This is a genomic window from Propioniciclava sp. (assembly GCF_047602245.1).
In the GTDB taxonomy this organism is placed as follows: Bacteria; Actinomycetota; Actinomycetes; order Propionibacteriales; family Propionibacteriaceae; genus Propioniciclava.
The window spans coordinates 1,573,841-1,597,171 of sequence record NZ_JASGHT010000001.1; the positions used below are offsets into that span (position 1 = coordinate 1,573,841).

22 protein-coding genes are annotated in these 23,331 nt (G+C 69.4%); 14 read left to right on the plus strand and 8 right to left on the minus strand.

The features are described from left to right. Positions 1 to 1,769: 1,769 nt before the first annotated feature. The gene (locus QM708_RS07650) at positions 1,770 to 3,068 is read right to left on the minus strand and encodes a glycine C-acetyltransferase (RefSeq protein WP_415106263.1); all 1,299 of its coding nucleotides are present in this window, start codon (positions 3,066 to 3,068) and stop codon (positions 1,770 to 1,772) included. Between the two features lie 151 nt (positions 3,069 to 3,219). On the opposite strand from QM708_RS07650, the gene QM708_RS07655 reads away from it, so the two are divergent. Together QM708_RS07655 and QM708_RS07660 are read left to right on the plus strand one after the other, a co-directional pair. Further along, positions 3,220 to 3,459 carry a type II toxin-antitoxin system Phd/YefM family antitoxin gene (locus QM708_RS07655; protein ID WP_415106266.1) on the plus strand — a complete coding sequence of 80 codons (240 nt, stop codon included), beginning with the start codon at positions 3,220 to 3,222 and terminating at the stop codon, positions 3,457 to 3,459. Beyond that, positions 3,456 to 3,842, plus strand: a complete 387-nt coding sequence (locus QM708_RS07660; RefSeq protein ID WP_415106269.1) for a type II toxin-antitoxin system VapC family toxin — start codon at positions 3,456 to 3,458, stop codon at positions 3,840 to 3,842. Before QM708_RS07655 ends, QM708_RS07660 begins: the two co-directional genes overlap by 4 nt. Positions 3,843 to 3,846: 4 nt before the next feature. Here the strand turns inward: QM708_RS07660 and tdh are convergent, their stop codons facing one another. After that, the gene (gene tdh / locus QM708_RS07665) at positions 3,847 to 4,884 is read right to left on the minus strand and encodes an L-threonine 3-dehydrogenase (protein WP_415106272.1); all 1,038 of its coding nucleotides are present in this window, start codon (positions 4,882 to 4,884) and stop codon (positions 3,847 to 3,849) included. A 29-nt stretch (positions 4,885 to 4,913) separates the two neighbouring features. Beyond that, positions 4,914 to 5,642, minus strand: a complete 729-nt coding sequence (locus QM708_RS07670; protein WP_415106275.1) for a class I SAM-dependent methyltransferase — start codon at positions 5,640 to 5,642, stop codon at positions 4,914 to 4,916. Positions 5,643 to 5,881: 239 nt separating this feature from the next. On the opposite strand from QM708_RS07670, the gene QM708_RS07675 reads away from it, so the two are divergent. Beyond that, a complete protein-coding gene (locus QM708_RS07675) occupies positions 5,882 to 6,703 on the plus strand; it encodes an NAD-dependent protein deacetylase (RefSeq protein ID WP_415106278.1) in 822 nt (273 codons plus the stop codon). Positions 6,704 to 6,897: 194 nt separating this feature from the next. On the opposite strand, the gene QM708_RS07680 is transcribed toward QM708_RS07675, so the two are convergent. After that, the gene (locus QM708_RS07680; RefSeq protein ID WP_415106281.1) at positions 6,898 to 7,530 is read right to left on the minus strand and encodes a hypothetical protein; all 633 of its coding nucleotides are present in this window, start codon (positions 7,528 to 7,530) and stop codon (positions 6,898 to 6,900) included. Positions 7,531 to 7,612: 82 nt separating this feature from the next. On the opposite strand from QM708_RS07680, the gene QM708_RS07685 reads away from it, so the two are divergent. Continuing rightward, on the plus strand, positions 7,613 to 8,017 hold the full coding sequence (locus QM708_RS07685; RefSeq protein WP_415106283.1) for a globin: 405 nt from the start codon (positions 7,613 to 7,615) through the stop codon (positions 8,015 to 8,017). Positions 8,018 to 8,150: 133 nt separating this feature from the next. Here QM708_RS07685 and QM708_RS07690 read toward each other — a convergent pair whose 3' ends face one another. Further along, the gene (locus tag QM708_RS07690; RefSeq protein ID WP_415106286.1) at positions 8,151 to 9,119 is read right to left on the minus strand and encodes a hypothetical protein; all 969 of its coding nucleotides are present in this window, start codon (positions 9,117 to 9,119) and stop codon (positions 8,151 to 8,153) included. 155 nt (positions 9,120 to 9,274) lie between these two features. Beyond that, positions 9,275 to 10,213 carry a dihydropteroate synthase gene (gene folP / locus QM708_RS07695; RefSeq protein WP_415106289.1) on the minus strand — a complete coding sequence of 313 codons (939 nt, stop codon included), beginning with the start codon at positions 10,211 to 10,213 and terminating at the stop codon, positions 9,275 to 9,277. A 127-nt stretch (positions 10,214 to 10,340) separates the two neighbouring features. Between folP and QM708_RS07700 the strand changes: the two genes are divergently transcribed. Continuing rightward, positions 10,341 to 11,351: an aldo/keto reductase family protein gene (locus tag QM708_RS07700; protein ID WP_415106292.1), complete on the plus strand. Its 1,011-nt coding sequence runs from the start codon at positions 10,341 to 10,343 to the stop codon at positions 11,349 to 11,351. Positions 11,352 to 11,562: 211 nt separating this feature from the next. On the opposite strand, the gene QM708_RS07705 is transcribed toward QM708_RS07700, so the two are convergent. Beyond that, positions 11,563 to 12,933: an NAD(P)/FAD-dependent oxidoreductase gene (locus QM708_RS07705; RefSeq protein ID WP_415106295.1), complete on the minus strand. Its 1,371-nt coding sequence runs from the start codon at positions 12,931 to 12,933 to the stop codon at positions 11,563 to 11,565. A 45-nt stretch (positions 12,934 to 12,978) separates the two neighbouring features. Next, the gene (locus tag QM708_RS07710; protein WP_415106298.1) at positions 12,979 to 14,352 is read right to left on the minus strand and encodes a hypothetical protein; all 1,374 of its coding nucleotides are present in this window, start codon (positions 14,350 to 14,352) and stop codon (positions 12,979 to 12,981) included. A 127-nt stretch (positions 14,353 to 14,479) separates the two neighbouring features. Here QM708_RS07710 and QM708_RS07715 point away from each other — a divergent pair, with 127 nt between their 5' ends. The 9 genes from QM708_RS07715 (at position 14,480) to QM708_RS07755 (ending at position 23,301) form a co-directional block, all read left to right on the plus strand. Next, the gene (locus tag QM708_RS07715; protein WP_415106301.1) at positions 14,480 to 15,586 is read left to right on the plus strand and encodes an ROK family transcriptional regulator; all 1,107 of its coding nucleotides are present in this window, start codon (positions 14,480 to 14,482) and stop codon (positions 15,584 to 15,586) included. A gap of 51 nt (positions 15,587 to 15,637) precedes the next feature. Next, positions 15,638 to 16,738 carry an extracellular solute-binding protein gene (locus QM708_RS07720; protein ID WP_415106304.1) on the plus strand — a complete coding sequence of 367 codons (1,101 nt, stop codon included), beginning with the start codon at positions 15,638 to 15,640 and terminating at the stop codon, positions 16,736 to 16,738. After that, a complete protein-coding gene (locus QM708_RS07725; RefSeq protein WP_415106307.1) occupies positions 16,735 to 16,989 on the plus strand; it encodes a hypothetical protein in 255 nt (84 codons plus the stop codon). The genes QM708_RS07720 and QM708_RS07725 overlap by 4 nt, the downstream gene beginning before the upstream one ends. Positions 16,990 to 17,072: 83 nt before the next feature. Then, a complete protein-coding gene (locus QM708_RS07730; protein WP_415106310.1) occupies positions 17,073 to 18,002 on the plus strand; it encodes a carbohydrate ABC transporter permease in 930 nt (309 codons plus the stop codon). Next, positions 18,002 to 18,880, plus strand: coding sequence for a carbohydrate ABC transporter permease (locus QM708_RS07735; protein WP_415106313.1), 879 nt, complete (start codon positions 18,002 to 18,004; stop codon positions 18,878 to 18,880). The genes QM708_RS07730 and QM708_RS07735 overlap by 1 nt, the downstream gene beginning before the upstream one ends. Then, a complete protein-coding gene (locus QM708_RS07740; RefSeq protein WP_415106316.1) occupies positions 18,880 to 20,319 on the plus strand; it encodes a glycoside hydrolase family 3 protein in 1,440 nt (479 codons plus the stop codon). Before QM708_RS07735 ends, QM708_RS07740 begins: the two co-directional genes overlap by 1 nt. Beyond that, on the plus strand, positions 20,316 to 21,305 hold the full coding sequence (locus QM708_RS07745; protein WP_415106319.1) for an ROK family protein: 990 nt from the start codon (positions 20,316 to 20,318) through the stop codon (positions 21,303 to 21,305). The genes QM708_RS07740 and QM708_RS07745 overlap by 4 nt, the downstream gene beginning before the upstream one ends. A gap of 249 nt (positions 21,306 to 21,554) precedes the next feature. After that, positions 21,555 to 21,920, plus strand: a complete 366-nt coding sequence (locus QM708_RS07750) for an ArsR/SmtB family transcription factor (protein ID WP_415106322.1) — start codon at positions 21,555 to 21,557, stop codon at positions 21,918 to 21,920. Positions 21,921 to 21,939: 19 nt separating this feature from the next. Further along, the gene (locus QM708_RS07755; protein ID WP_415106324.1) at positions 21,940 to 23,301 is read left to right on the plus strand and encodes an MFS transporter; all 1,362 of its coding nucleotides are present in this window, start codon (positions 21,940 to 21,942) and stop codon (positions 23,299 to 23,301) included. The last annotated feature ends 30 nt before the right edge of the window (positions 23,302 to 23,331 follow it).

A 23,331-nucleotide genomic window follows, 5' to 3' on the forward strand; every position in this document is an offset into this window, starting at 1 on the left:
CATTCGCGATCCCGAGACCCGGCCAGGCATCTCTCCCCCGACGAAAACACAGAACACCTCCGGCATGCGGTGCGCCAGCATCCCCCCGGTTACCTCGCACTCAACACACCTCATGCGGTGCGACACCACCCCCCAGCTCGTCGCACTCAGCACTACCCACGCCGTGCGACGCCCTCCCCCAAGCGCGTCGCTCTCGGCATGAATGCCCTTGTGTTTCCCTCACGAACGGCACCTCCCCCGAAGGCCGCTCACTCACAAAGACCCACCCCAAACCAGATGATGACGCGAACCGACGAAGATCTTCTCGCTCACGACTTTCAGTGTTCACTCAGAAACCCCCAGGGGTATGGACTTTCGCGATCTGGGCTCCGTTGGCGGGCCCGAGCGCCATCCCGCGCATTCCGGCGTCCGCGTTGAGAGCTCACACCCTGGCGCCCCACGCCCACGCCCACACCCACGCCCACGCCCACGCCCACGCCCACGCCCACGCCCACGCCCACGCCCACGCCCACGCCCACGCCCACGCCCACGCCCACGCCCCGACGGAGCGTACGCTCCGCCACGGGGCGCTGCTTACTCCATCGAGCGCATGCTGCAACACCCGCTCGAGCACGCCTTCCTACACTCGAGCGTGGAGCGCATGCTCCGCCACACGGCTGAGTCGCCGGGACGCCACACATCGCTGGACCGGCCCGTCATCGGGTGCATGACCTCGGCATCTGAGTCGTTTGTAGCGCTCGAAGCATGGAGAAGAGGCTTGGACACCGTCGAGCGCTACAAACGACTCATGCCCGGCAGACTCGGACCTCAGGCTCGCAAGAATCGACCACTCGACGCCCGCCGCAGGGGCCTTTGGGCGCGCCGAGTGGCAGATCCTTGCGACGGACGCCGGAAACGTAACACTCATCGCCGCCGATGAGCACTCCGACAAGGATTCGAGTGACATTCCCGGCACCACGACCTCACCCCGCCCTCAGATGGCGACGTCGGCATCCCCACCGAAGCCCAGTACTGCCATCACCAGACGGCGACAACGAAGACTCTCCCCACAGGCCAGACGGAGCGTACTCACGGTCACGTCGCACTACTACTCAACGGAGCGCTTGCTACACCACGCGCGCAGCCAGTGCATCTCCAGCTTGGTGACGGAGCCCACGGCTCGGTGACGTCCCGCTGAGTGGTGGCGGGACATCACCCACGGCTCCGCGTCTTTGATGGTGGTGCTTCACCTCTGTGATCCGAGTCGGGCGCCGGTTCACCACCGTGCCACCTCGTAAGCTTGGGCGACGCTCCGGCCGTAGGCCTCAGGACCGCTCACGGTCCCGAGGCCCGGCCAGGCATCTCTCCCCCGACGAAAACACAGAACACCTCAGCGTGCGGTGCGACGGCGTCCCCCCAGATGCCTCGCACACGGCACTCCTCATGCGGTGCGACATCACCCCCCAGTTACGTCGCACTCAGCACTGCTTCATGCGGTGCGACGCCCTCCCCCAAGCGCGTCGCTCACGGCATGAATGCCCTTGTGTTTCCCTCCGAGCGGCACCTCCCCCGAAGGCCGCTCACTCACAAAGACCCACCCCACACCAGATGATGACGCGAACCAACGAAGATTTCTTCACGGAGCCTCTTCAGTGTTCACTCGGTAACCCCCAGGGGTATGAACTTTCGCGATCCGGGGCCAGGATGGCGGGCCCGAACGAGGGCCAGATTGCGTTCGACACCACCCATCTCCGTGCGGTGGACGCCGATGGCACCAGCGAACGGGAGCTCTATCCGCGGGCGGCGATGAAGGCGTCCACGCAAGCACGGACGTCCGACTCGCTGTGGGCGGCGGAGAGTTGGACGCGGATACGCGCCTTGCCTCGAGGCACTACCGGGAAGCTGAACGGAATGACATAGACGCCCGCGGCGAGCATGTTCTCGGCGATCCGGGACGCCTCGCGGGCGCCGTCCTCGCCCGGGAACATCACCGGGGTGATCGGGTGCGGCGGCACGTCACCGGGGCGCACTACACCCGCACCCGCCGCCATGCTCATGCCTGCGCCTGCGCCTGCGCTCACGGTCGCAGTCACACCAGCACCCGCAGCCGAGGAGCTTCCTGCGAACGGGTCGAGGTCGAAGCCGGCGGCGTCCATCAACTCTCGGAAGAGGGCGGTGTTGGCGTTCAACCGGGCCCGGCCCTCGGAGGACGAGGCGACCAGGTCGAGCGCGGCGAGCGATCCGGTGACCACGCTGGGGGCGACGGAGTTGCTGAACAGGTAGGGACGGGCGCGCTGGCGCAGCAATTCGACGATGGAGGCGTGCGCGCTCACGTAGCCGCCGGACGCCCCGCCCAGGGCTTTGCCGAGGGTTCCGGTGAGGATGTCGACCCGGTCGGCGACACCGAACAACTCGGGCGTACCGCGTCCGCCTTCGCCGACGAAACCGACGGCGTGCGAATCGTCCACCAGCACCAGGGCGCCGAAGCGGTCGGCGAGGTCGCAGATCTCGCGCAGGGGGGCGTAGGCGCCGTCCATCGAGAAGACGCCGTCGGTGACGATCACCGTGAATCGTGCGCCGGACGCAGCCTCGAGTTGGGCGGCGAGGTCGTCCATGTCGGCGTTGCGGTAGCGGAAGCGGCGGGCCTTCGACAGCCGGATTCCGTCGATCAGCGAGGCGTGGTTCAACTCGTCGGAGATGATCGCGTCCTCGGCGCCGAACAGGGCCTCGAAGACGCCTCCGTTGGCGTCGAAGCAGGAGCTGAACAAGATGGTGTCCTCGGTGCCGAGGAATGCTGACAGCCGCTGCTCCAATTCGCGGTGCGGGGTTTGGGTGCCGCAGATGAACCGCACCGACGCCATCCCGAAGCCGTAGGCGTCCAAACCGGCATGGGCGGCGGCGATCACGTCGGGATGGTCGGCCAGGCCGAGGTAGTTGTTGGCGCAGAAGTTGAGCACGGGGGCGTCCGCCGTGGCCACGCCGATGGACGCCGACTGCGGCGTGGTGATCACCCGCTCGCGCTTGGTCAGCCCGGCCTCCTCGATGCCGGCCAGGGTGGCGTCGATGTGGGTGCGGAACTCTCCGTACATAGCGCGTGCCTCTTTCGTCGTCGTGAGGCCACGCTAGTCCACGCCCCTGCGGTCCAGCCCACCGAGCTGCCTGACGAGGCGAGGCGCATACCCACACCGGACGAACAACCAATCGATTGATCAAGTCTGGTCAGACTAGTATTATTCGCTCATGAGGACCGTCAACGTCTATGAGGCCAAGACTCATCTGTCCAAGCTGCTCGAAGCAGTCGAGGCGGGTGAGAAGGTGACCATCGCCCGTGCGGGCAAGCCGATCGCCGACCTGGTTCCCCATCAGCGCATCGACCTTGTCTGGGGCGCCTGGAAGGGGCTCGTGATCGATCTCCCTGACGACTTCGATGCCGTCGACCCCGAACTCGTCTCGCTGTTCGAAGGCGGGGCGCTCGCATGAGCGACTACTTGCTGGACACCAACGCGCTCTATTGGCTGATGACCGACGACCCACGTCTCGGCGCGGAGGCTCGGGAGCGACTGTCGCAGGCGTCCACCGTGCACTATTCCGCGGCGTCGATCTGGGAGTTGGAGATCAAACGTCTGCGTGGCCGCTTCGGCAATCTCGCGCCGTTTGGCCGGATCACGCCCGCCATCGGCGTAGACGAGTTGCCGGTGACCGCGGAGCACGCCCACTCCATCGGGACAACCGAGCTGCCGCACCATGACCCGTTCGACCGGATTCTGCTCACCCAGGCCACCGTCGAAGGATTGACGTTCATCACCGCCGACCAGGTGTTGCTCGGCCTGGGCCGTGACGACGTTCTCGATGCCCGCCGCTGAGTGATCAACTCCAGTCCATGATCACCTTGCCGCAATGGCCCGAGCGGGCGACGGCGAAGGCCTCTTCCCAGTCCTCGGGGGCGAAGGTGTGGGTGACCACCGAGCGGACGGCGTCCTTGAGTGCGGTCGACGTCGACAGCATCGACGTCATCAGATACCAGGTCTCGAACATCTCACGCCCGTAGATGCCCTTGATGGTGAGCATGTGCGTGATCACCTTGCCCCAGTTGATGGCGTAGTCGGACGCCGGAAGGCCCAGCATCGCGATCCGCCCGCCGTGATTCATGTTCTCCAGCATCTCAGCGACCGCGGCCGGCGCACCCGACATCTCCAACCCGATGTCGAAGCCTTCGCGCATGCCGATCTCGCGCTGCAGATCGCGCAGCCGGGTGCGGCTCGCGTTCACCACATGACCCGCGCCCGCCGCGGCAGCAAGTTCGAGGCGGACATCGCTGAGGTCGGTGACCACCACATGCCGCGCGCCGGCGTGCCGGGCGATCGCGGTGGCCATCACGCCGATCGGACCCGCACCGGTGATCAGCACGTCCTCGCCCACCATCGGCCACTGCAGCGCGGTGTGGGTGGCGTTGCCGAGCGGGTCGAACAGGGCACCGAGATCGGGATCGACCCAGTCGGGGTGCCTCCAGACGTTCTCCACCGGCAACACCACGTAGTCGGCAAACGCGCCGTCGGTGTTCACGCCCAGTCCGACGGTGCGGATGCACTGATGGCGGCGACCGGCGCGGCAGTTGCGGCAATACCCGCAGACCAGATGCCCCTCGCCCGAGCACCGATCGCCGGACTTGAGTTCCTTCACCTCGGCGCCGACCTCGACGATCTCGCCGTAGAACTCGTGCCCGATCGTCTGCGGCACGCTGATCTGTTCGGCGGCCCAATCGTCCCAGCTCTGCAGGTGCAGGTCGGTGCCGCACAGGCCCGCCCGCAACACCCGGATCTTGACCTGCCAGTCACCGCATTCGGGTTCGGGACGGTCCACGAGTGCGAGCCCGGGGCCCGCGTGCATCTTCGCCAGTGCGCGCATACTTGATCTTCTCGTATCCGTGACCCGGCCTACGTCCGGATCGCGCGGTAGGCGTAGGTGCGGTAGGGCACCTCGATCGTGTCGCGGCCGGCGAGATCCGGGTGGTTCGCCAGCAGGTCGGTGACGCCGCCGAGCACGCGGGCGCGCTCCTCGGGTGCCGCCATGATGACCGCCGACCGGGACGCCATCAGCTCCACGATCACCTCCGGCGTCAGGGTCCGGCTCCACGACCAGGAACGCTCAGCGAGCGCACCGAACTCCTCACCCACCCGGACCGTCCCGTCGGCGACCATCCGCTCCGCCTTGCTAGCCGTCACGATCACGGTCATCGCGGCGATCCAGTCCACCGACTCGTCGCGCACATTCCAGATCAGGCCGAGCGCGCCACCGGGGCGCAGCACCCGCGCGCACTCGCGGCTGGCAGACGGCACGTCGACCCAGTGCCACGCCTGCCCGAACGTGATCAGGTCGGCGGAGGCGTCGGGCAGCGGCAGCGACTCCGCCGAGCCGAGGTGAGTGGTCACCCCCGGCAGTCCTTGAGCCAGAACTCCGAGCATCGCCTGATCAGGATCGACGGCCGTCACGCGGCAGCCCGCGCCAAGCAATCCGCGGGTCAGCTTGCCGGTACCGGCACCGACATCGACGACCTCGGCCGCCTCCCCTACGAGCCAGGTCACCGCCTCGGCAGGGTACGTGGGCCGGCTGTTCTCGTAGAGGTCACTCGCCTGCCCGAATGAGGTGGCGTGCTGGTCGGTCATGGGTTCCTCCTGCCGCGATGCTCCTTTCTACTCCCCGCAGCGCCCTCTCGTCGCCTGGTCACCGTGCGATGCGCGGCAAATCACTTCACTCGATTTCGGGCGGCTTCGAAAAACATCAGTCCCACTGATGTTATTGAGCGACCCTCGCAATCGAGTGCAGTGATTTACTCTCACCACCCGCCGCACCCATCCCTCCGCCGCCCCGCAACGACGGTCGCACGGGCCGGTACCCTCGACCCGTGCCGATCCGACCGCCCACCACCGCCGAGGTGGACGCCGTCGCCGACGTCCTGCGCGGACGGTCCTGGCTCGCGCTCACCGGTGCGGGCATCTCGACCGATTCGGGCATTCCCGACTATCGCGGCCCCGACTCACGACCGACCAACCCGATCCAGTACGACGACTTCCTGCGGCACCCGGATGCCCGGCGGCGCTATTGGTTCCGCTCGATGATGGGGTTCCGCAGCTTCGGCGCCGCCGTGCCGAACCCGGGGCATCGCGCGCTCGCCGGGCTGGGCGCCCCGGTGATCACCCAGAACGTGGACGGACTCCATTCAGAGGCCGGCAGCCCTCGGGTGATCGATCTGCACGGACGCATCGACCAGGTGGTCTGCTTCGACTGCGAGGCGATCAGCCCCCGTGCGGCGCTCCAGACGCGACTCGAGCGGGCCAACCCCGCCGTCACCGGCAGCATTCCCGCAGGTGCCGCCGAGCTTCGCCCCGACGGGGACGCCGACATCGATGACCCGGACGACTTCGTGGTTCCGCCGTGCACGGCCTGCGGCGGCGTGCTCAAACCCGATGTGGTGTTCTTCGGCGAGACCGTGCCCCGCGCACGCGTCGACGAGGCTTTCGCGCTGCTCGACGCCACCGACGCCCTCCTGGTCGCCGGATCGTCGCTCACGGTGATGTCGGGGTTGCGGTTCGCGCGCCACGCCGCCCGCCGGAACATCCCAGTCGTGCTCGTCAATCACGGCCCGACCCGTGCCGACGAGCTCGCCACCATCAAGGTGGACGCCGGAACCTCCCCGACACTGACCGCACTCGCCGACACGCTCTGACATCACCGCAGGATCTCAACCACGCGAGCAAAGATCAGTGGGTCGAGGACTCCGTGGATTCAGCCGACGAGGCGGAACGACGCGATGCCGCGCCACGGCGGGCGTCTCGCCAGGACCGGAATGCGCGCAGCGCGGCCTTCACAATGACGACCAACCCTGACATCGCCGCAGGATCTGAAGGCCCTGAGCCGAGATCAGTGGGCCGAGGCGTCCGGCGCTTCGGCGCCCTTGCCGCGGCGGGCGTCCCGCCAGGACCGGAGCGCACGCAGCAGGGCCTTCACGATGACGACCAGCGGCGAATGCCGCGAGAACAGCACCAGGATGCCGGCGAACGCGGCCGCGAGCACGGGGAGCGCCATCCGGCTGTAGTGCGCGGCCCAGCCGAACGGACCCCAAGGCGCGTACTGCCCAGACGCCGGACCGACCTTGCCGCCGACCTGCAGCGCAGGCGTCCACAGGTAGGCGCCCACCATCACGCCGAGCGCGATGGCGACGACCGCGATCACCCGGCCACCCCAGGCGGGCCGGCCGTGGCCGGCGCGGCGCATCGACCAGCGCAGGAACAGGTGCGAGATGTAGGCCAGCCCCACCCCGATCGGGATCACCCAGGGCTGCGGGAGCCGGCCGGTGTCGAACGCGAACTCGGAGTTCATCATCATCCGGCGGGCGACGTCGAGCGATCCCATCACCGCGAGTGTCGTGATCACCCACGAGATCCCGACGGCGAGGTGCGCGATCAGCGCCAGCCCCCAGTCGAGGACCAGTGCGCCGAGCGGACGGCGTCCGGAGTCCGCGGGCGGGGCGTCGTGGGGTGCGGTGGTGGTCACCTGTTCATCGTATCGGGGCAATTGACGAGGGCAGTTGACCGATTCCGCCACGGCGCGCCCGCAGAAGTGCTGACATGGAGGGGTGCAGGCAACGACGCAGCCGGACGAGAGCGAGCAATCGCTCTACGAACGCGTGGGCGGGCACGAGGCATTCGCGACGATGGTCCACACTTTCTTCGAGCGAGCAAAGGCCGATCCCGAACTGTCCCACGTGTACCCCAACGATGACTGGCAGGGAGCCGAGGAGCGGCTGCTCATGTTCATGGAGCAGTACTGGGGTGGGCCGATGACCTATTCGCTCACCCGCGGCGCCCCCATGCTGCGCATGCGGCACATGCCCTACCGGATCACCCGGCGCGGCGCTGAGAGCTGGGCGCGCTGCTGGTACGAGGCCGTGGACTCTGTCGACATCGATCCCGAGGACGCCGCACAGTTGCGTGCCTACGCCGACCGGGCGTCGGTGTTCATGATCAACGCCGACGACTGACGCCGAAGTAGACGACTGACGCCGAAGGTAATTTCGTACTGCTCAATGTCGGCCGGCCCCGGAAAACCTCAGTCGGACTGACCTTCTCAGCCGGCCTCGCTCATTGAGCAGTACGAAATGTTCACGCACCGAGTCAGCGGCCGACGTTCTGGGTGGTGCTCGTGCCGCCCGTGGTGCTGCTGCCGGTGGTTCCGCTGCCAGTAGTCCCACTGGACGCCTCGCCGCTCGTCGGCTCGGCGGCGGGGGTCGCGGCCGGCGCGCTCGGCGCTGACGGCGTCGCGACAGGCTCCGCGGACAGGCGCGGGGTCGCCTGCACCGACGGCTCGGCGACGGACGCCGACGGCTGCGGGGTGGGCGTGGCGGGCACCTGGGCGCCCGCCGGCTGGTTCTGCCGGTCGGTGGTTTGGGTAGCCGGCTCATCGGCGACGGCGGCGCGCGCCTGCCGCACCTGCTGGACGGTGGTGCCCGGCTGGCCCGACAACGATGCGCCGCCGACCTTCTCGATCCCGGTGATGACGGCGAGGGCCACCGCGAAGGCGGCGACGGCAGTGACGGCGATCCAGGCGGTCAGCGCCACCGGGGTGATCCGGCGCGACCCGCGCTGGGTGGCGCGCTCCTGCGAGGCTCGCGCCTGGGCGGGTGCCGGCTCCGCGGCGGTCCGGGCGGTCTGCGTCGTGGCCACCTCATCCGCGGCACGGCCGCGATCAGCCCGGCGCGCCGTGCGCACGGCATGCCAGGTGCGCTGCAGGCTGAACGAGTAGAGCGCGGTAGCCACCGCGCCCACCAGCGAACCGACGGCCGCGCCGATCAGGGTGCCCGCAGTGCCCAGGTGCGACCCGACGACGGCCGACGTGACCGCCGCCATCGCGCCCGCGGTCAGGCCTGAGGGCGACAGCGAAAGTTTCGGCGGTTCGGGGGTCTCCTCCGGCTCGTCCGCCACCGGGCGCGCGGAGGCCCGGTCGGCGTCCGGGGTGGCGCGCGATGCAGAGGCGGCGCGGTCGTCACGGAACAGCGCACGGGCATCGTGCGGGGCACGGGCGCGCGCGGGATCGAGGCCGAAATCGAGATCGGAGTCGGGGATGCGGGTCTGAGTGGTGCTCATGGTGATGTCCACGGTAGGTCGGGGTGCGGGATGTGGGGCGGGCGAGCGCCTCTCACTTTGGTCGCGATTATTCGCGCCGGCCGTCAACTATAGTCGTACTGACTAGTTTTCCGAAGTCGAGTCCGGGCACGGCCGCCCCGCAAGCACCCGCCGGGTCAGCGCGAGGCCGGTTCACCACGCACCGCGACGGCCGGCGGACGGTCCCCGCGAACGGACGCCACCATGTCGAGCACCCGGCGCGTGGCGCGCACGTCATGGGTGCGGAACACCGTCGCCCCGAGCCAGGCGGCCACCGCGGTCGCCGCCAGCGATCCCTCGAGCCGCTCGGACGCCGGAAGCCCCAGCGTCTCTCCGACGAAGTCCTTGCGCGAGATCGCCTGCAGCACCGGATACCCCAGCCCCGCGACGAGCCCCGTCGCCCGCAGCACGCGCAAGGAGTTGCGGGTGGTCTTACCGAAGTCGAGCGTGGGATCGACGAGCACCGCCTCGGGCCGGACGCCGGCGTCCACCGCCCGCTGCGCTCCCTGCGCGAGACCGTCCAGCACCGAGGCCACCACGTCGTCCGGATCCGGTCCGTAGGAGATGTTCACCGGGTCGGTGCGCGGCGGCAGCCCACCGGTGTGCGAGACGACATACCCGGCACCCAACGCGGCCGCAGCCGCCGCCAGGTCGGGGTCGGCCCCGGCCCAGGTGTCGTTGACCAGGTCGATACCGACATCGGCGCAGGATTCCAGCACCTCGCTGCGCCAGGTGTCGAGGCTGATCAGCAGATCCGGGAACGCCTCACGCGCCGCCACCAGGAACGGGCGCACCCGGGCCACCTCCTCGGCGACATCGACCCAGTCGCCCTCCTGCCCGGCGCGGACGCCGCCCACGTCCACCAGGTCGGCCCCGGCGGCCACCGCCTCCGAGAGCCCGGCCAGCGCCTCGTCGACGCCGCGCGTCCCGGTGGTCACGTAGAACGAGTCGGGGGTGCGGTTGACGATCGCCATCACGGCCGGACGCCCCGCATCGAAGGTGCGCCCGCGCAGGACCAGCGGCGGCGTCCGGGCGAGCGGAACAGTCAGATCGGGACCCTCGGCGTCGTGCGGCATGCCACCCATTGTGGCGCGCCGGCCCGCGATGCCAACGCTGGGACGGACGACCTTGCTCCCACCCACTCCCCAGGCGGGTGCCGGTGGCAGGATGGGAGGTGACTCCCCACCGAAAGGACGCACCCCAATGCAGTTCCGCTACCTGGGCAACTCGGGCCTGAAGATCTCCGAGATCATCTACGGCAACTGGCTCACCCACGGGTCGCAGGTCGAGAACGACGCCGCGAAGGCGTGCGTGCGCGCCGCGCTCGATGCCGGCATCACCAGCTTCGACACCGCCGACGTGTACGCCAACACGGCGGCCGAATCGGTGCTGGGCGAGGCGTTGGCCGGCGAGCGCCGCGAAAGCCTGGAGATCTTCACGAAGGTTTACTGGCCCACCGGCCCGAAGGGGCACAACGACGCAGGCTTGTCCCGCAAGCACATCATGGAGTCGATCAACGGCTCACTGCGCCGCCTGAAGACCGACTACGTCGACCTCTACCAGGCGCACCGCTACGACATCGAAACCCCGCTGGAAGAGACGATGCAGGCGTTCGCCGACGTCGTCCGCCAGGGCAAGGCGCTCTACATCGGCGTCAGCGAATGGACCGCCGACCAGATCCGCGCCGGCCAGGCGATCGCCCGCGAACTGGGCGTCCCGCTGATCTCGAACCAGCCGCAGTACTCGATGCTGTGGCGCGTCATCGAGGGCGAGGTCGTGCCCGCCTGCCGCGAGCAGGGCCTCAGCCAGATCGTCTGGTCGCCCATCGCCCAGGGCGTGCTCACCGGCAAGTACCTGCCGGGCCAGCCGGTGCCCGCCGGGTCGCGCGCGACGGACGCCAAGGGCGGCGCTCAGACCATCGCCCGCTTCATGAACGACGACCTGCTGACCCGGGTGCAGAACCTCAAGCCGATCGCCGATGAGTTGGGCATCACCATGGCGCAGCTCGCCATCGCCTGGGTGCTCAGCAACGACAACGTCGCCGGCGCCATCGTGGGAGCCTCTCGTCCCGAGCAGGTCACCTCGAACGTGGCCGCCGTCGGCGTCACCCTGGACGACAGCGTTCTCGCGGCGATCGACAGCACGCTGGGCGACATCGTCCAGCGCGACCCGTCGCTCACCGCCAAGTCGAGCCCCGCAACGCGTCCCGCCTGACCTCAACAGGCGTCACGCCCGGCACCCAACGCGAGACACCCTGAGGACTTGGCCGAGTGGGGTCCGGGTGGTGGGGCCGCAGCCGTGGATGGTCCTGGCCCCCTGCCGTGCGTCAGCGCGGCAGGGTGGTTGGCGGCGGCCCCACCACCCGGACCCCACTCGGCCCCACAGACAAACCTCAACCCAAGGACAGCCTCAGCGGCAGCGCGAACTAGTTCTCGGTACGTGCCTGGTCGGTGCCGCCCTTTTCACCACGGAGCAGCTTCGCCGTGACGTTCTGGCCCAGCGACTCCAGCGCGAGGCGTCCGACCAGCTGCTGGTTGGTGGTGACGCGCTCGGAGCGGCCCCGGCCGACGAAGCTCAGCACCCAGTGCAGCAGCGTGGTGACGCGGCCCTTGAAGCCGGCGATGTAGAGCAGGTGCAATCCGAGCCAGGCCACCCAGGCGAAGAAGCCGGTGAACTCGATCTTGCCCACCTTCACGACGGCGGAGAACTTCGAGATGGTCGCCATCGAGCCCTTGTCCTTGAAGACGAATGGCTTGTCGTCGACCGGACGCCCCGCGACCTGGTCGGCGATCCGGGCGGCCACGTAGCGTCCGCCCTGAATGGCGCCCTGGGCGACACCGGGCACGCCCTTCACGAAGGCGAGGTCGCCGATGACGGTCACCTCGGGGTGACCGGGCAGCGTGAGGTCGGGGTTGACGATGACGCGCCCGGCCCGGTCGAGTTCGGCTCCGGTCTGCGCGGCGAGGGTCTTGCCGAGCACATTGCCTTGGACGCCGGCCGCCCACACCTTGCAGGTGGAGTCGATGGTGACGAGTTCACCGTCGGCGTTCTTGTAGGTGACCGAGCGGCCGTTGAGGTCGGTGACAATGCTGTTGAGCACGACCTCGACGCCGGAGCGTTCCAGGGATTCCTGCGTCTTGCGGCCCAGGTATTCGCCGAAGGGCGGCAGCACCTGCTTCGCGCCGTCGAGCAGGATGACTCGCGCGTCGTTGGGGTCGAACATCTTGAACTGGTTGCGCAGGGTGATCGAGGCGAGTTCGCGGATCTGGCCGGCCATCTCGACGCCGGTGGGACCAGCGCCGACGACGACGAAGGTGAGCAGGCGGCGCTGGCGTTCGGGGTCGGTTTCGCGCTCGGCGCGCTCGAAGGCCCAGAAGATGCGGGCGCGCAGCTCGAGGGCGTCGTCGATCGACTTCATGCCGGGCGCGAAGGTGGAGAAGTGGTCGTTGCCGAAGTAGGACTGCCCGGCACCGGCGGCGACGATGAGCGAGTCGTAGCTGGTGGTGATCTGGGCGTCGTGCATGCGGTGGGTGACCGTGCGCGCCTCGACGTCGATGTCAGTGACCAGGCCGTGCAGGACCTTGACGTTGTCCTGCTTGTGAAGGATCTCGCGCGTGGCGGGCGCGATCGATCCCTCGGACAGGATGCCGGTCGCCACTTGGTAGAGCAGCGGCTGGAACAGGTGGTGCGAGGTCTTCGCGATCAGGGTGATGTCGACGTCCGCCTTGCGCAGCGCCTTGGCTGCGAATAGGCCGCCGAAGCCGGATCCGATGATCACGACGTGGTGCTTGGGCATGCGCCCCCTTCCGTCCGAGTGACGCGCCTATTGTGGTGCCTTCAACTACCTCACACCAGACCCAGCCCTGAATTTGGTCCGCCCCGGCGCACTGAAATAGGCACACACTGCGGACCACGACACCAGCAGCAAAAGTCCTACGTTGCGTAGTGCGAGGAGCAGCAGGGTGTGGCCGGTGGTGTCGCCGCGGCCGGTGATTCCGCCGTAGTAGACCGGGTAGACGGCGGTGGTGAGGGCGCACAGGATCAGGACGCCGGCCACCGTCACGAGCGCCGCGACCAGGCCGGGGGCGTCCTCGCCGGGCCCGTCCGAGGCACCCGCGGCGAGCCCCGGGCCGTCGGCCGACCCGGCACGACCCGGGGTGGCCGGATCACGCTCCCGCCAGGCGGCGTTCCAGGCATACCCGAGCACGACCACGGCGGGAGCCGCCAACCAGAGCAGGTATTGCGGGCTGAGGGCACGCGAGGTGACCACGAAGGTGCCGACGAGGGTGATCGCGAGCCAGCCGATCCCGGACGCCGGCGCACCGTTCCACCACCAGCGGGCGAGCAGGCCGAGGCAGGCGACCAGCCCGAACCAGGATGCCCCCTGGGCCACCCGCAGCCACAGTTCGACGCCCGGACCGAGCACCTCGAACGCATGGAAGGTCGAGTACCAGACTTGATAGGCCTCGTCGTGCGCCCAGGTGAACATCGGCACGGTGGCCGCGACCGCCTCGATCTGCAGTCCGCGGTCGCTTTGGTAGCCCAGCGGCGAGAGCAGCCGGCCGACCCCGCCGACGGCGATGCTCAGCGCGACGAGGGCGGTACCGACGCCCGCGAGGACGACCGCCGGGCGCGCGAGGCGTCCGTGGCGCAGCGTGAGCGGCATCAGCACGATCGGCCAGATCTTGAGCCCCGTGCCGAGGGCGACGAGGGCGGACGCCGCACCGCCGCGTCCGGCCATGGCGAACAGGACGGCCAGGCCTGCCACCGCGGCGGGCAGCATGTCGAAGCGGAGCAGCGCGAGTTGGCCGAGGGATGAGGTGATCGCGACCCAGGCGAGCACCGGGACCGGGCCCAGCCGGCGTCCGAGCACCAGCGCGAAGGCGGCATCGGCGATCGAGGTCATCCACACGATGGCACCCCGGTAGCTGTCATGGTGGGTGGCACCCAGTTCGTAGGGCAGCATGAGCAGCAGCGCGGCGGGGGTCGGGTACTCGCGCATCGCCTCGGCGACACCACCGCCGGTGGCGGCCTGCTGGGCGGCGGTGAAGTAGTAGAAGGTGTCGCCGTATTCGCCGGGCGCGATCACCCAGCCCCACACGGAGACCAGCTTGGCCACCACCCACACGATGGCGACCGCCCCGGCCAGCACGGCGGTGCTGGTGGCGTCCGGCCCCCACACGGGGTGCGGAGCGCGGGCGTTGACGGCAGACACGCCGTCCATCTTCCCTGAGGCCGGTCGTCCCGAGAAAACCGGGCCAGCCGCGGCGGCGCCGGTTAACACTTCGATAACGGGCCGGCAAACCCTTGCGACAGGTTTGTTAGTTAGGTTTACTAACCACATGGAACGAGGGACACGCCGCACACTGCGTCCCGAGGACGCGCGCCGGAGCAACCGCGCCCTCGTCCTGCAGTCGCTGTACGACGCGCCCCACCAGTCCCGCGCCGACCTCGCGCGCGCCACCGGACTCACCAAGGTCACCGTGTCCGACCTGGTCGCCGAGCTGATCGGCGATGATCTGGTGGTCGAATCGGGCACCAGCGGGGCCAGCCGGCCCGGCAAACCGTCCACGATGCTCACCATCAACCCCGCCTCGCGCGCCATCCTCGCCCTCGATGTCTCCGGGCCGCAGCGGTTCCGCGGCGTCGTGGTGTCCCCGCTCGGCGAGGTGCTCGCCACCCGCGAGCGGGTCCTGGCCGGCGAGCGCGGAGAGGACGCCGTGTGCGCCGCCCTCGACCTCGCCCGCGCACTGGCGGACGCCGCCGAGCAGCCGATCCTCGGCCTCGGGGTGGCGACGCCCGGCACGGTCGCCCCCGACGGCACCGTGCAGCTCGCCCCCAACCTGGGCTGGCGGGATACTCCGCTCGGCGCCACGCTGTCCGGTGCCCTCGGTTTCCCGGTTCATGTCGAGAACGACGCCAACGCCTCCGCGCAGGCCGAGCACCGCTTCGGCGGCTTCCCGGGCACCCTCGTCCGCGTCCGCATCTCGCGCGGCGTCGGCGCAGGCCTGCTCATCGGCGGCGCACTGGTGCGGGGAACCGCGGCCGATGCCGGCGAGATCGGCCACGTCGTGGTCGACCCGGACGGGGGGCCGTGCGGGTGCGGCAAGACCGGCTGCCTGGAGACCTGGACGTCCGTGCCCGCCCTGCGCGCCCGGCTGGCCCAGGCACCGGAGGACCGCGAGGCCGTCCTCGCCGACGCCGGACGCCGCCTCGGCGCCACCCTCGCCCCAGTGGTCGGGATGCTCGGCTTGGAGCACCTGGTCATCGGCGGGCCGTCCGACCTGGTCGCCGAGACCCTGATCGGCCAGACCCGCGACGAGATCGTCCGCCTCACCCGCTCCGACTTCCGCCCGCACCTCAACGTCGCCGCGAGCACGCTCGGCGAGGACGCCGCCCTCCTCGGAGCCGCCGCCCTCGTCCTGCGCGGCCAACTCGGCGTCACCTGAACCACCCCAGACCGTAGGCCACCGTTGTCCCACATTGAAAGGAAAGTCCCGATGAAGAAGCTGCTGTCGGCGATCGCGTTCACCAGCGCCACCGCCCTCGCGCTCACCGCCTGCACCACCGGCGGCGGCGCGGCCTCACCTTCGGCTCCCGGCGAGCCCAAGGGCCAGAACATCAAACTGTGGCTGGCCGGGGGCGACACCCCGGACGCCCTGCGCGACTACCTGAAGAAGACCTACACCGAGAAGACCGGCGGCACGCTCACCATCGAGCAGCAGGCCTGGGGATCGCTGGTGGACTCGCTGACCACCGCCCTGCCGGACGCCAACAACACCCCCGACGTGGTCGAGCTGGGCAATACGCAGTCGCCCACCTTCACCAACGTGGGCGCGTTCAGCGACATCAGCGATCTGTACACCGAACTGGGCGGCGACAAGCTGCTGCAGTCCTTCGTCGACGTCGGCAAGGTGGACGGCAAGAACTACACGTTGCCGTACTACTTCGGCTCCCGCTACGTGTTCTACCGCAAGGACATCTACACCGAGGCCGGTGTCAGCGTCCCGAAGACGCTCACTGAGTTCAACCAGACCGTCACGACGATCGCCGAGAAGAACCCGCGCAACATCGCCGACTTCTCCGGTTTCTTCATCGGTGGCCAGGATTGGCGCAACGGCATCTCGTGGATCTTCGCCAACGGCGGCGAGCTTGCCAAGAAGGAGGGCGGCAGCTGGAAGTCGACCCTGTCGGACCCGAACACGATCAAGGGCCTGCAGCAGCTGCAGGAGATCCAGAAGTCGGCCTCGAACGCCCCGAGCACCGCCAAGGATCAGACGCCGTGGCTGTACATCAACGACTCCGACTCCATCGTGGACGACAACAAGAACGTCACCGGTTCCACCAGCCTGGCCGCCGCCTCGATCATGGCGCCGGGATGGGCGCACTCCTCGATCGGCGACCTGACCACCAAGGACGGCAAGCCGGCCCGGGTCTGGAACGACGACGTGTTCGGCGTCTACGCGCTGCCCGGTGAGGACGGCAAGCCGGCCCGGTCTTCGCCGGCGGATCCAACATCGGCATCTCGAAGGCATCGAAGAACCAGGAAGGTGCCCGCGCACTGCTGCGGATCATCTTCAGCCCCGAGTACCAGAAGATGATCGGTGAGAACGGCCTCGGCCCGGCCAACTCCGATTACACCTCGAGCCTGGGCGATGACCAGTTCGCGAAGACGCTGATCGAGTCGGCGTCCAACTCGAAGCTGACCCCGGCCGCCGTCGGATGGGCCGGCGTCGAAGCCTCCGGCAAGCTGGAGGAGTTCTTCGCCAAGGTGGCCGACGGAGCCGACCTGACCGCCCTCACCGCCGAGTACGACGCGATCTTCACGCCGCTGCTCAACGGCCAGCGTTAGTCACTGGTCCCCCACCCGATCTGGCGGGCTTGCCGGCTCCGCACCCGGCAAGCCCGCCTTCACTTTCCGGAAGGCGTCCACGCATGACCGCATCCGCCCCACCGCGCGCGGCGTCCGCCCCGCCCGCAAAGCGGCGCCAGCCGATCGCGCCCTACCTGCTCATCGCCCCCGCGATCGGCATCCTGCTGGTCGCGCTGGCCTACCCGGTGGGCTGGCAGTTCGTGACGTCGGTGCACACCTACGGGCTGGCCCAGCAGTTCGGGCAGCCGCCCGTGTTCGTCGGCCCGGCCAACTACGCCCGCCTGTTCACCGATCCGGCCGTGTGGTCGGTGGTGCTGCGCTCGCTGGTGTTCTGCCTGGTCAACGCGGCGATCACCGTGGTGGTGGGCGTCCTGCTCGCGCTGCTGATGAAGGTGGTGCCGGCCGCGCCGCGCCTGATCCTGCAGATCGCGCTGCTGCTCGCCTGGGCGATGCCGGTGATCGCCGCCATGACGGTGTGGATCTGGCTGTTCGACTGGCGCCGCGGCGTGATCAACTGGCTGCTGACCAGCGCAGGCTTCGGTTTCACCCACCACAACTGGCTCGCCGAACCGCTCAGCTTCTACCTGGTCGCCACCATCATCGTGGTGTGGATGTCGGTGCCGTTCGTCGCGTTCTCGGTCTACGCGGGCCTCACCCAGATCTCCGAGGAGGTCATCGAGGCCGCCCAACTGGACGGCGCGGGCGGCGTGGGGCGGTTCATCTGGATCACCGTGCCGATGATCCGGCCGGTGCTGATGATCGTCATGCTGCTGCAGATCATCTGGGACCTGCGCGTCTTCGCCCAGATCAAGATGCTGCAGGACGCCGACGCCCCCATCTCCTCCACCGACCTGCTCGGCACCTACATCTACCGGGTCGGCGTGGGCTCCTCCGACTTCGGGATGGCCTCGGCGCTGTCGGTGTTCGTGCTCGCGCTCACCATCGTGCTCAGCTCGTTCTACGTGAGGCAACTGATCAAGGAGGATTCCTGATGACCGTCGCCACCGCCCGTCCCCGCACCGCCCGCACTCGCCGCCGCGTCCGGCCCGCCCGGGTGCTGGCGTCCTTCGTCGCCATCGCCGTCGCGCTGGTCTGGGCGTTCCCGGTCTACTGGATGCTGAACTCGTCCCTGCTGCCGAACGTGACCCTCACCTCGACCACACCGCGATTCTGGCCGGCGGGCGGCTCGCTGGAGAACTTCGCCGGCGTCCTCGCCCACGGCAACTTCTGGCCCGCGCTCGGGATGAGCCTGGCCGTCACGCTCACCTCGGTGGCGTTCTGCCTGCTGTTCGCCTTCATGGCCGCACTCGCGATCAGCCGCTTCAAGTTCCGCGGGCGCACCTCGTTCGTGCTGGCGGTGCTGTTCATCCAGATGCTGCCGGCCGAGGGACTGTTCATCGCGCAATACAAGATGCTGAGCTCGCTGAACCTGCTCAACTCGGTGATCGGCGTCTCGATCCTGTACGTGGCCGCCGTGGTGCCGTTCACGGTGTGGATGCTGCGCGGCTTCGTCGCCGGCGTCCCCGCCGACCTCGAAGAGGCCGCCATGGTGGACGGCCTCAGCCGCACCCAGGCCTTCTTCCGGATCACCCTGCCGCTGCTGGCGCCCGGCCTGGTGGCGTCCGGGGTGTATGCGTTCCTGCAAGCCTGGAACGAGTTCACCGTCGCGCTGGTGATCCTGCAATCGGAGCAATACCGGACGCTGCCGCTGTGGTTGCGCGGCTTCCTGCAATCCAGCGCCGCCCGCGAAACCGACTGGGGCCAGGTGATGGCGGCCTCCACCCTGGTCGCCGTGCCGGTGATCGTGTTCTTCCTCATCGTGCAGGGACGCCTCACCTCGGGCCTGGTCGCGGGGGCGGTGAAGGGCTGATGAACACCCCCGATCTGGCCACCGCCATCAACGCCACCCTGATGCCCGGATTCACCGGGCCCGAATTGCCCGGATGGCTCGCCGACCAGCTGGGCGCCGGGCTCGGCTCGGTGTGCCTGTTCGGCAGCAACGTCACCGACCGTGCCCAACTGGCCGCGCTCACCGGCGCGATCCACGCCGCCCGCCCCGCGACCGTGATCGCGATCGACGAGGAGGGCGGCGACGTCACCCGGTTGCACCACCGCGACGGCTCCCCGCACCCGTCGGCGGCCTATCTGGGACGCCTCGATGAGACCGGCGCCACCGAACGCGTCGGGCGCGCCATCGGCATCGAATTGCGCCTGGCCGGGGTCGATCTCAACCTGGCGCCCGTCGCCGATGTGAACTCCAATCCGCACAATGCGGTGATCGGGGTGCGCAGCTTCGGGGCCGATCCGGCGCTGGTCGCCCGGCATGTGGGCGCCTACATCCGGGGCCTGCAAGGGGCCGGCGTGGCGGCGTCCGCCAAGCACTTTCCCGGGCACGGCGACACCACCGCCGACTCCCACCACGAACTGCCTGTGGTGGGGGCCTCACTCGAGGAACTGCACGCGCGCGAACTCGCGCCGTTCCGGGCCGCGGTGGCGGCCGGCAGCCTGACCGTGATGACTTCGCATCTGCTGGTGCCCGTCCTCGACCCGATCATGCCGATGACCCTGTCCCGGCCGGGCCTGACAGTGCTGCGCGACGAACTGGGCTTCGAAGGGGCGATCATCTCCGACGCCCTCGACATGAAGGGGGTCAGCGCTGAGCGCGGCATCCCTGAGGCGGCCGTCCTCGCGCTCGCCGCCGGAGTCGACCTGCTCTGCCTGGGCACCCGGTCCAGCGCGGTACTGCTGGCCTCCATTCGCCGCCATGTGCTGGACGCCCTCCGCGACGGCCGGCTCAGCGAGGCGCGCATCTACCAGGCGGCCGGACGCGTCGCCTCACTCTCGGCAGGAGTGGCCGCGCTGCGGCGTCCGGTGCCGGTGGACGCCGCAGCGTTCTGGACGCGGCGCCCGCTCCCGCCCCTGGTGGCACCCGTGATCGTGCGGCTGGCCTCGGCCGACAACATGGCCGCCGGTGCGGTGCCGTGGGGGATCGGCGAGCATCTCGCCGGAGAAGTGGCGGCGACGCTGCCGGGTGCGACGTGCGCGACGGCGTCCGACCTCGACGCGCTCGGCCAGCTGCTGGCATCCCACCCCGAGCGGCCCCTGGTCGTGCAAGGGCGGGATCTGCATCGGGTGGAGTTCCTTGCCGCGGCCTGTGCGTTCGTGCGCGCACGGCGTCCGGATGCGGTGATCGTCGACCTGGGCTGGCCCGACATCGGCGATGGGGCGCTCGCCGATGTCGCCACCTTCGGCGCCGGGCGCGCGACCGCGCTCACGGTGCTCGGCCTGCTCGCGCGGGGGATGTCATGACGGCGATCGGTCCCGGCTCGGGTTGCCTGCACGCGGGACGACACGACCGGCACCGGACGCCGGCTCACCCCGCCCACGCGGGGGACGATTCGCCCGGCGGTCCTGGCTTCCGGCTCGGACTCGACGTGGGCGGCAGCAAAACCCACGGCGTCATCCTGGCGCCGGACGGATCGGTGCTGGCCGACCAGGTGGCCCCCACCGAGACAGGCCCCGCCGGCGTCTTCGCCACCTGCATGCGGGTCGCGCTCGCCTGCCTCGACGCCGCCGGGGTCGAGATCGGGTCGGCGGGAGTCGGGATTCCCGGGCTGGTGGATGCCGCCACCGGCGAGGTGCGCTCCGCGGTCAACCTGGAGATCGATCACCTGCCGCTGGGCGCGCGGCTCAGCCGGGCCTGGGGCGTCCCCGTACGCGTGGAGAACGACGTGAAAGCCGCCGCACTGGGCGCCCGCCAGCTGCTCGGCGAGGACGACCTCGCCCTGGTCAACATCGGCACCGGCGTCGCCGCCGCTGCCATCGTCGACGGACGCCTCGTCCGCGGCCCCGGCAACGAGGCCGGCGAGGTCGGGCATCTGCCGATCGACCCGGCCGGGCCCTGGTGCGGATGCGGCCAGCGCGGCTGCATCGAGGCGTTCGCGGGCGGCGGCGGGATCTCGGCACGACTGGCGGGAGTGCCCGGCGTGGCGCTGCCCACCTTGGTGGACGCCGCCCGGGCCGGCCATCCGGCGGCCCGCGAGGAGGTACACCGGATCTGCACCGGGATCGCTGCGGCCGTGCAGGTCTCGGTGCTCGCGCTCGGCTCCCCCGTCGTGGTGCTCACCGGCGGCGTGATCCACGTCGCACCGGGATTGGTCGACGAGACCCGCGCGTTGTTGCGGGCTCAAGCCGCGGCGTCCGCATTCGTGGCCTCGCTGGCACTCGACCACCGCATCATCACCCTGCCGTCCGGACAGGCCGTCGGAGCCTTGGGCGCTGCCTTGCTCGCCTGATCCGGCGTGTTCGCCACTCCATCACGGCTACCGCGGCGCCCCGGCCGCGCGCACGAGTTGCACCGTCGCGCACGAGTCAGACGCCACTTTGATGTTCACCCCGCTCTTGCGCACGAGTTGCACCCTTGCGCACGAAATCTCGTCGGCAAGGGTGCAACTCGTGCGCGCGAGGAACGCCGACACCACCTCAGCGCACGCCATCCCACCAGACGCCAGCTCAGTAGGCGTCCACTCTGTTAGTATCCGCGTATGCACGCGGATACTAACGTTGGTGAGTTCGATCCGTCGCCGGAATACATCGACCTGGCGGCCGAGGTTCTGGCGCTACTGTCGGACCGGACTCGGATCAGGATCGTGCTCGCCCTCAAGCGCGCAGGCGAGTTGCCGGTCAACGCGCTCGCGGAGATCGTCGGCAAGAAGCCATCGGGAGTCTCCCAGCACCTGGCCCGGCTGCGGATGGCACGCATGGTCACCACCCGGCAGGAGGGCACCAGCGTGCTCTACCGTCTCAGCGACGAGCACGCGCTCGCGCTGGTGATCGAAGCCGTCAAACAGGCCGAGCATGCGGTCGCGAACGGGCAGATCCCGCCGCATCACCGCGCACCCCAGCCGTAGTCCCCGCGGAGATCCGGTCATGATCACCGTTCTGCGCAACCCGGTCTACGCTCGGCTGTTCGGGGCGCAGATCGTCGCTCTGCTCGGCACGGGTCTGCTCACCATTGCGCTCGGTCTGCTCGCCTTCGACATCGCCAGCGGCGATGCCGGCGTCGTGCTCGGGCTGGCGATGACGATCAAGATGGTCGCCTACGTGGCCGTCGCGCCCGTGACGACCGCCCTCACCGCACGGCTACCCCGCACACCGGTGCTCATCGCGTCCGACCTACTGCGCGCGGCGGTCGCGGTCAGCCTGCCGTTCGTGACCCAGGCGTGGCAGATCTACGTGCTGATCTTCCTGCTCCAGTCGGCGTCGGCGACGTTCACGCCCACCTTCCAGGCCGTGATCCCGTCGGTGCTGCCCGACGAGGACGACTACACGCGCGCCCTGTCGCTGTCACGGCTTGCCTACGACCTGGAATCCCTGGTCAGCCCGATGATCGCGGCTGTACTGCTGACGGTGCTCAGCTACCACGACCTGTTCGCCGGCACGGTGGTCGGCTTCCTGGGTTCAGCACTGCTGGTGGGGTGGTCACGACTGCCGGGAACACCCCGCCGGCACGGACACGGCTCCTCATCCCCGGACGCCCGGTTGCTGAAGGACGCGCAGTCGGCACGGGCACGGTTCTTCGAACGGCTCACCTGCGGCGTCCGGATCTTTGCGGCGCGGCCCGAACTGCGTGGGCTGATCGGCCTGAACCTGGTGGTGGCGAGCGCGACGGCGATGGTGATCATCAACACGGTCGTCCTCGTTCAAGGCGAACTCGGGCGGCCCCAACCGGATGTCGCGGTGCTGCTGGCCGGCTACGGCACCGGTTCGATGGTGGTGGCGCTCGGTCTTCCACGGTTGCTCGAGTCACGGTCCGACCGGGGCGTCATGCTGCTGTGCGGTGCAGCGCTGCCCGTCCTGCTGGGAGTCGCGGCCGGGGTCATCGGGTGGGGCGATGGCGCCGTGATCCGCTGGGCAGGCGGCACCACGCAGGGGTCAGCGGGCAGCACCGTGTCATGGTGGGCGGACGGCACCGCACAGTGGTGGATGCTCCTGGCCCTGTGGACTTTGCTCGGCGCGGCAACCTCGGGCGTTCTCACCCCGTCGGCGCGCCTGCTGCGGCGCAACTCGGACGAGACCAACCGGCCCGCCGTGTTCGCCGCCCAGTTCTCGCTGTCCCACGCCTGCTACCTATTCACCTACCCCATCGCCGGCTCACTCGGTGCCGCGGCAGGCCTGTCCGCGACGGCGCTCACTCTCGCGGCCGTCGGGACTCTCGGCGTGGTGGTCACGGCCAGCACCTGGCATGCGCTCGCGACGACACACCCCCGGCACAAGACCTCACGCAGGTGACTACGGGCTCCATGCGTACAACGGACGCAA

Excerpts from the sequence above, each read along its gene's own strand:
- QM708_RS07650 (WP_415106263.1), bottom strand. The coding sequence starts at position 3,068 with ATGTACGGAGAGTTCCGCACCCACATCGACGCCACCCTGGCCGGCATC.
- QM708_RS07655 (WP_415106266.1), top strand. The coding sequence starts at position 3,220 with ATGAGGACCGTCAACGTCTATGAGGCCAAGACTCATCTGTCCAAGCTG.
- QM708_RS07660 (WP_415106269.1), top strand. The coding sequence starts at position 3,456 with ATGAGCGACTACTTGCTGGACACCAACGCGCTCTATTGGCTGATGACC.
- tdh (WP_415106272.1), bottom strand. The coding sequence starts at position 4,884 with ATGCGCGCACTGGCGAAGATGCACGCGGGCCCCGGGCTCGCACTCGTG.
- QM708_RS07670 (WP_415106275.1), bottom strand. The coding sequence starts at position 5,642 with ATGACCGACCAGCACGCCACCTCATTCGGGCAGGCGAGTGACCTCTAC.
- QM708_RS07690 (WP_415106286.1), bottom strand. The coding sequence starts at position 9,119 with ATGAGCACCACTCAGACCCGCATCCCCGACTCCGATCTCGATTTCGGC.
- folP (WP_415106289.1), bottom strand. The coding sequence starts at position 10,213 with ATGCCGCACGACGCCGAGGGTCCCGATCTGACTGTTCCGCTCGCCCGG.
- QM708_RS07700 (WP_415106292.1), top strand. The coding sequence starts at position 10,341 with ATGCAGTTCCGCTACCTGGGCAACTCGGGCCTGAAGATCTCCGAGATC.
- QM708_RS07705 (WP_415106295.1), bottom strand. The coding sequence starts at position 12,933 with ATGCCCAAGCACCACGTCGTGATCATCGGATCCGGCTTCGGCGGCCTA.
- QM708_RS07715 (WP_415106301.1), top strand. The coding sequence starts at position 14,480 with ATGGAACGAGGGACACGCCGCACACTGCGTCCCGAGGACGCGCGCCGG.
- QM708_RS07720 (WP_415106304.1), top strand. The coding sequence starts at position 15,638 with ATGAAGAAGCTGCTGTCGGCGATCGCGTTCACCAGCGCCACCGCCCTC.
- QM708_RS07725 (WP_415106307.1), top strand. The coding sequence starts at position 16,735 with ATGATCGGTGAGAACGGCCTCGGCCCGGCCAACTCCGATTACACCTCG.
- QM708_RS07730 (WP_415106310.1), top strand. The coding sequence starts at position 17,073 with ATGACCGCATCCGCCCCACCGCGCGCGGCGTCCGCCCCGCCCGCAAAG.
- QM708_RS07735 (WP_415106313.1), top strand. The coding sequence starts at position 18,002 with ATGACCGTCGCCACCGCCCGTCCCCGCACCGCCCGCACTCGCCGCCGC.
- QM708_RS07740 (WP_415106316.1), top strand. The coding sequence starts at position 18,880 with ATGAACACCCCCGATCTGGCCACCGCCATCAACGCCACCCTGATGCCC.
- QM708_RS07745 (WP_415106319.1), top strand. The coding sequence starts at position 20,316 with ATGACGGCGATCGGTCCCGGCTCGGGTTGCCTGCACGCGGGACGACAC.
- QM708_RS07750 (WP_415106322.1), top strand. The coding sequence starts at position 21,555 with ATGCACGCGGATACTAACGTTGGTGAGTTCGATCCGTCGCCGGAATAC.
- QM708_RS07755 (WP_415106324.1), top strand. The coding sequence starts at position 21,940 with ATGATCACCGTTCTGCGCAACCCGGTCTACGCTCGGCTGTTCGGGGCG.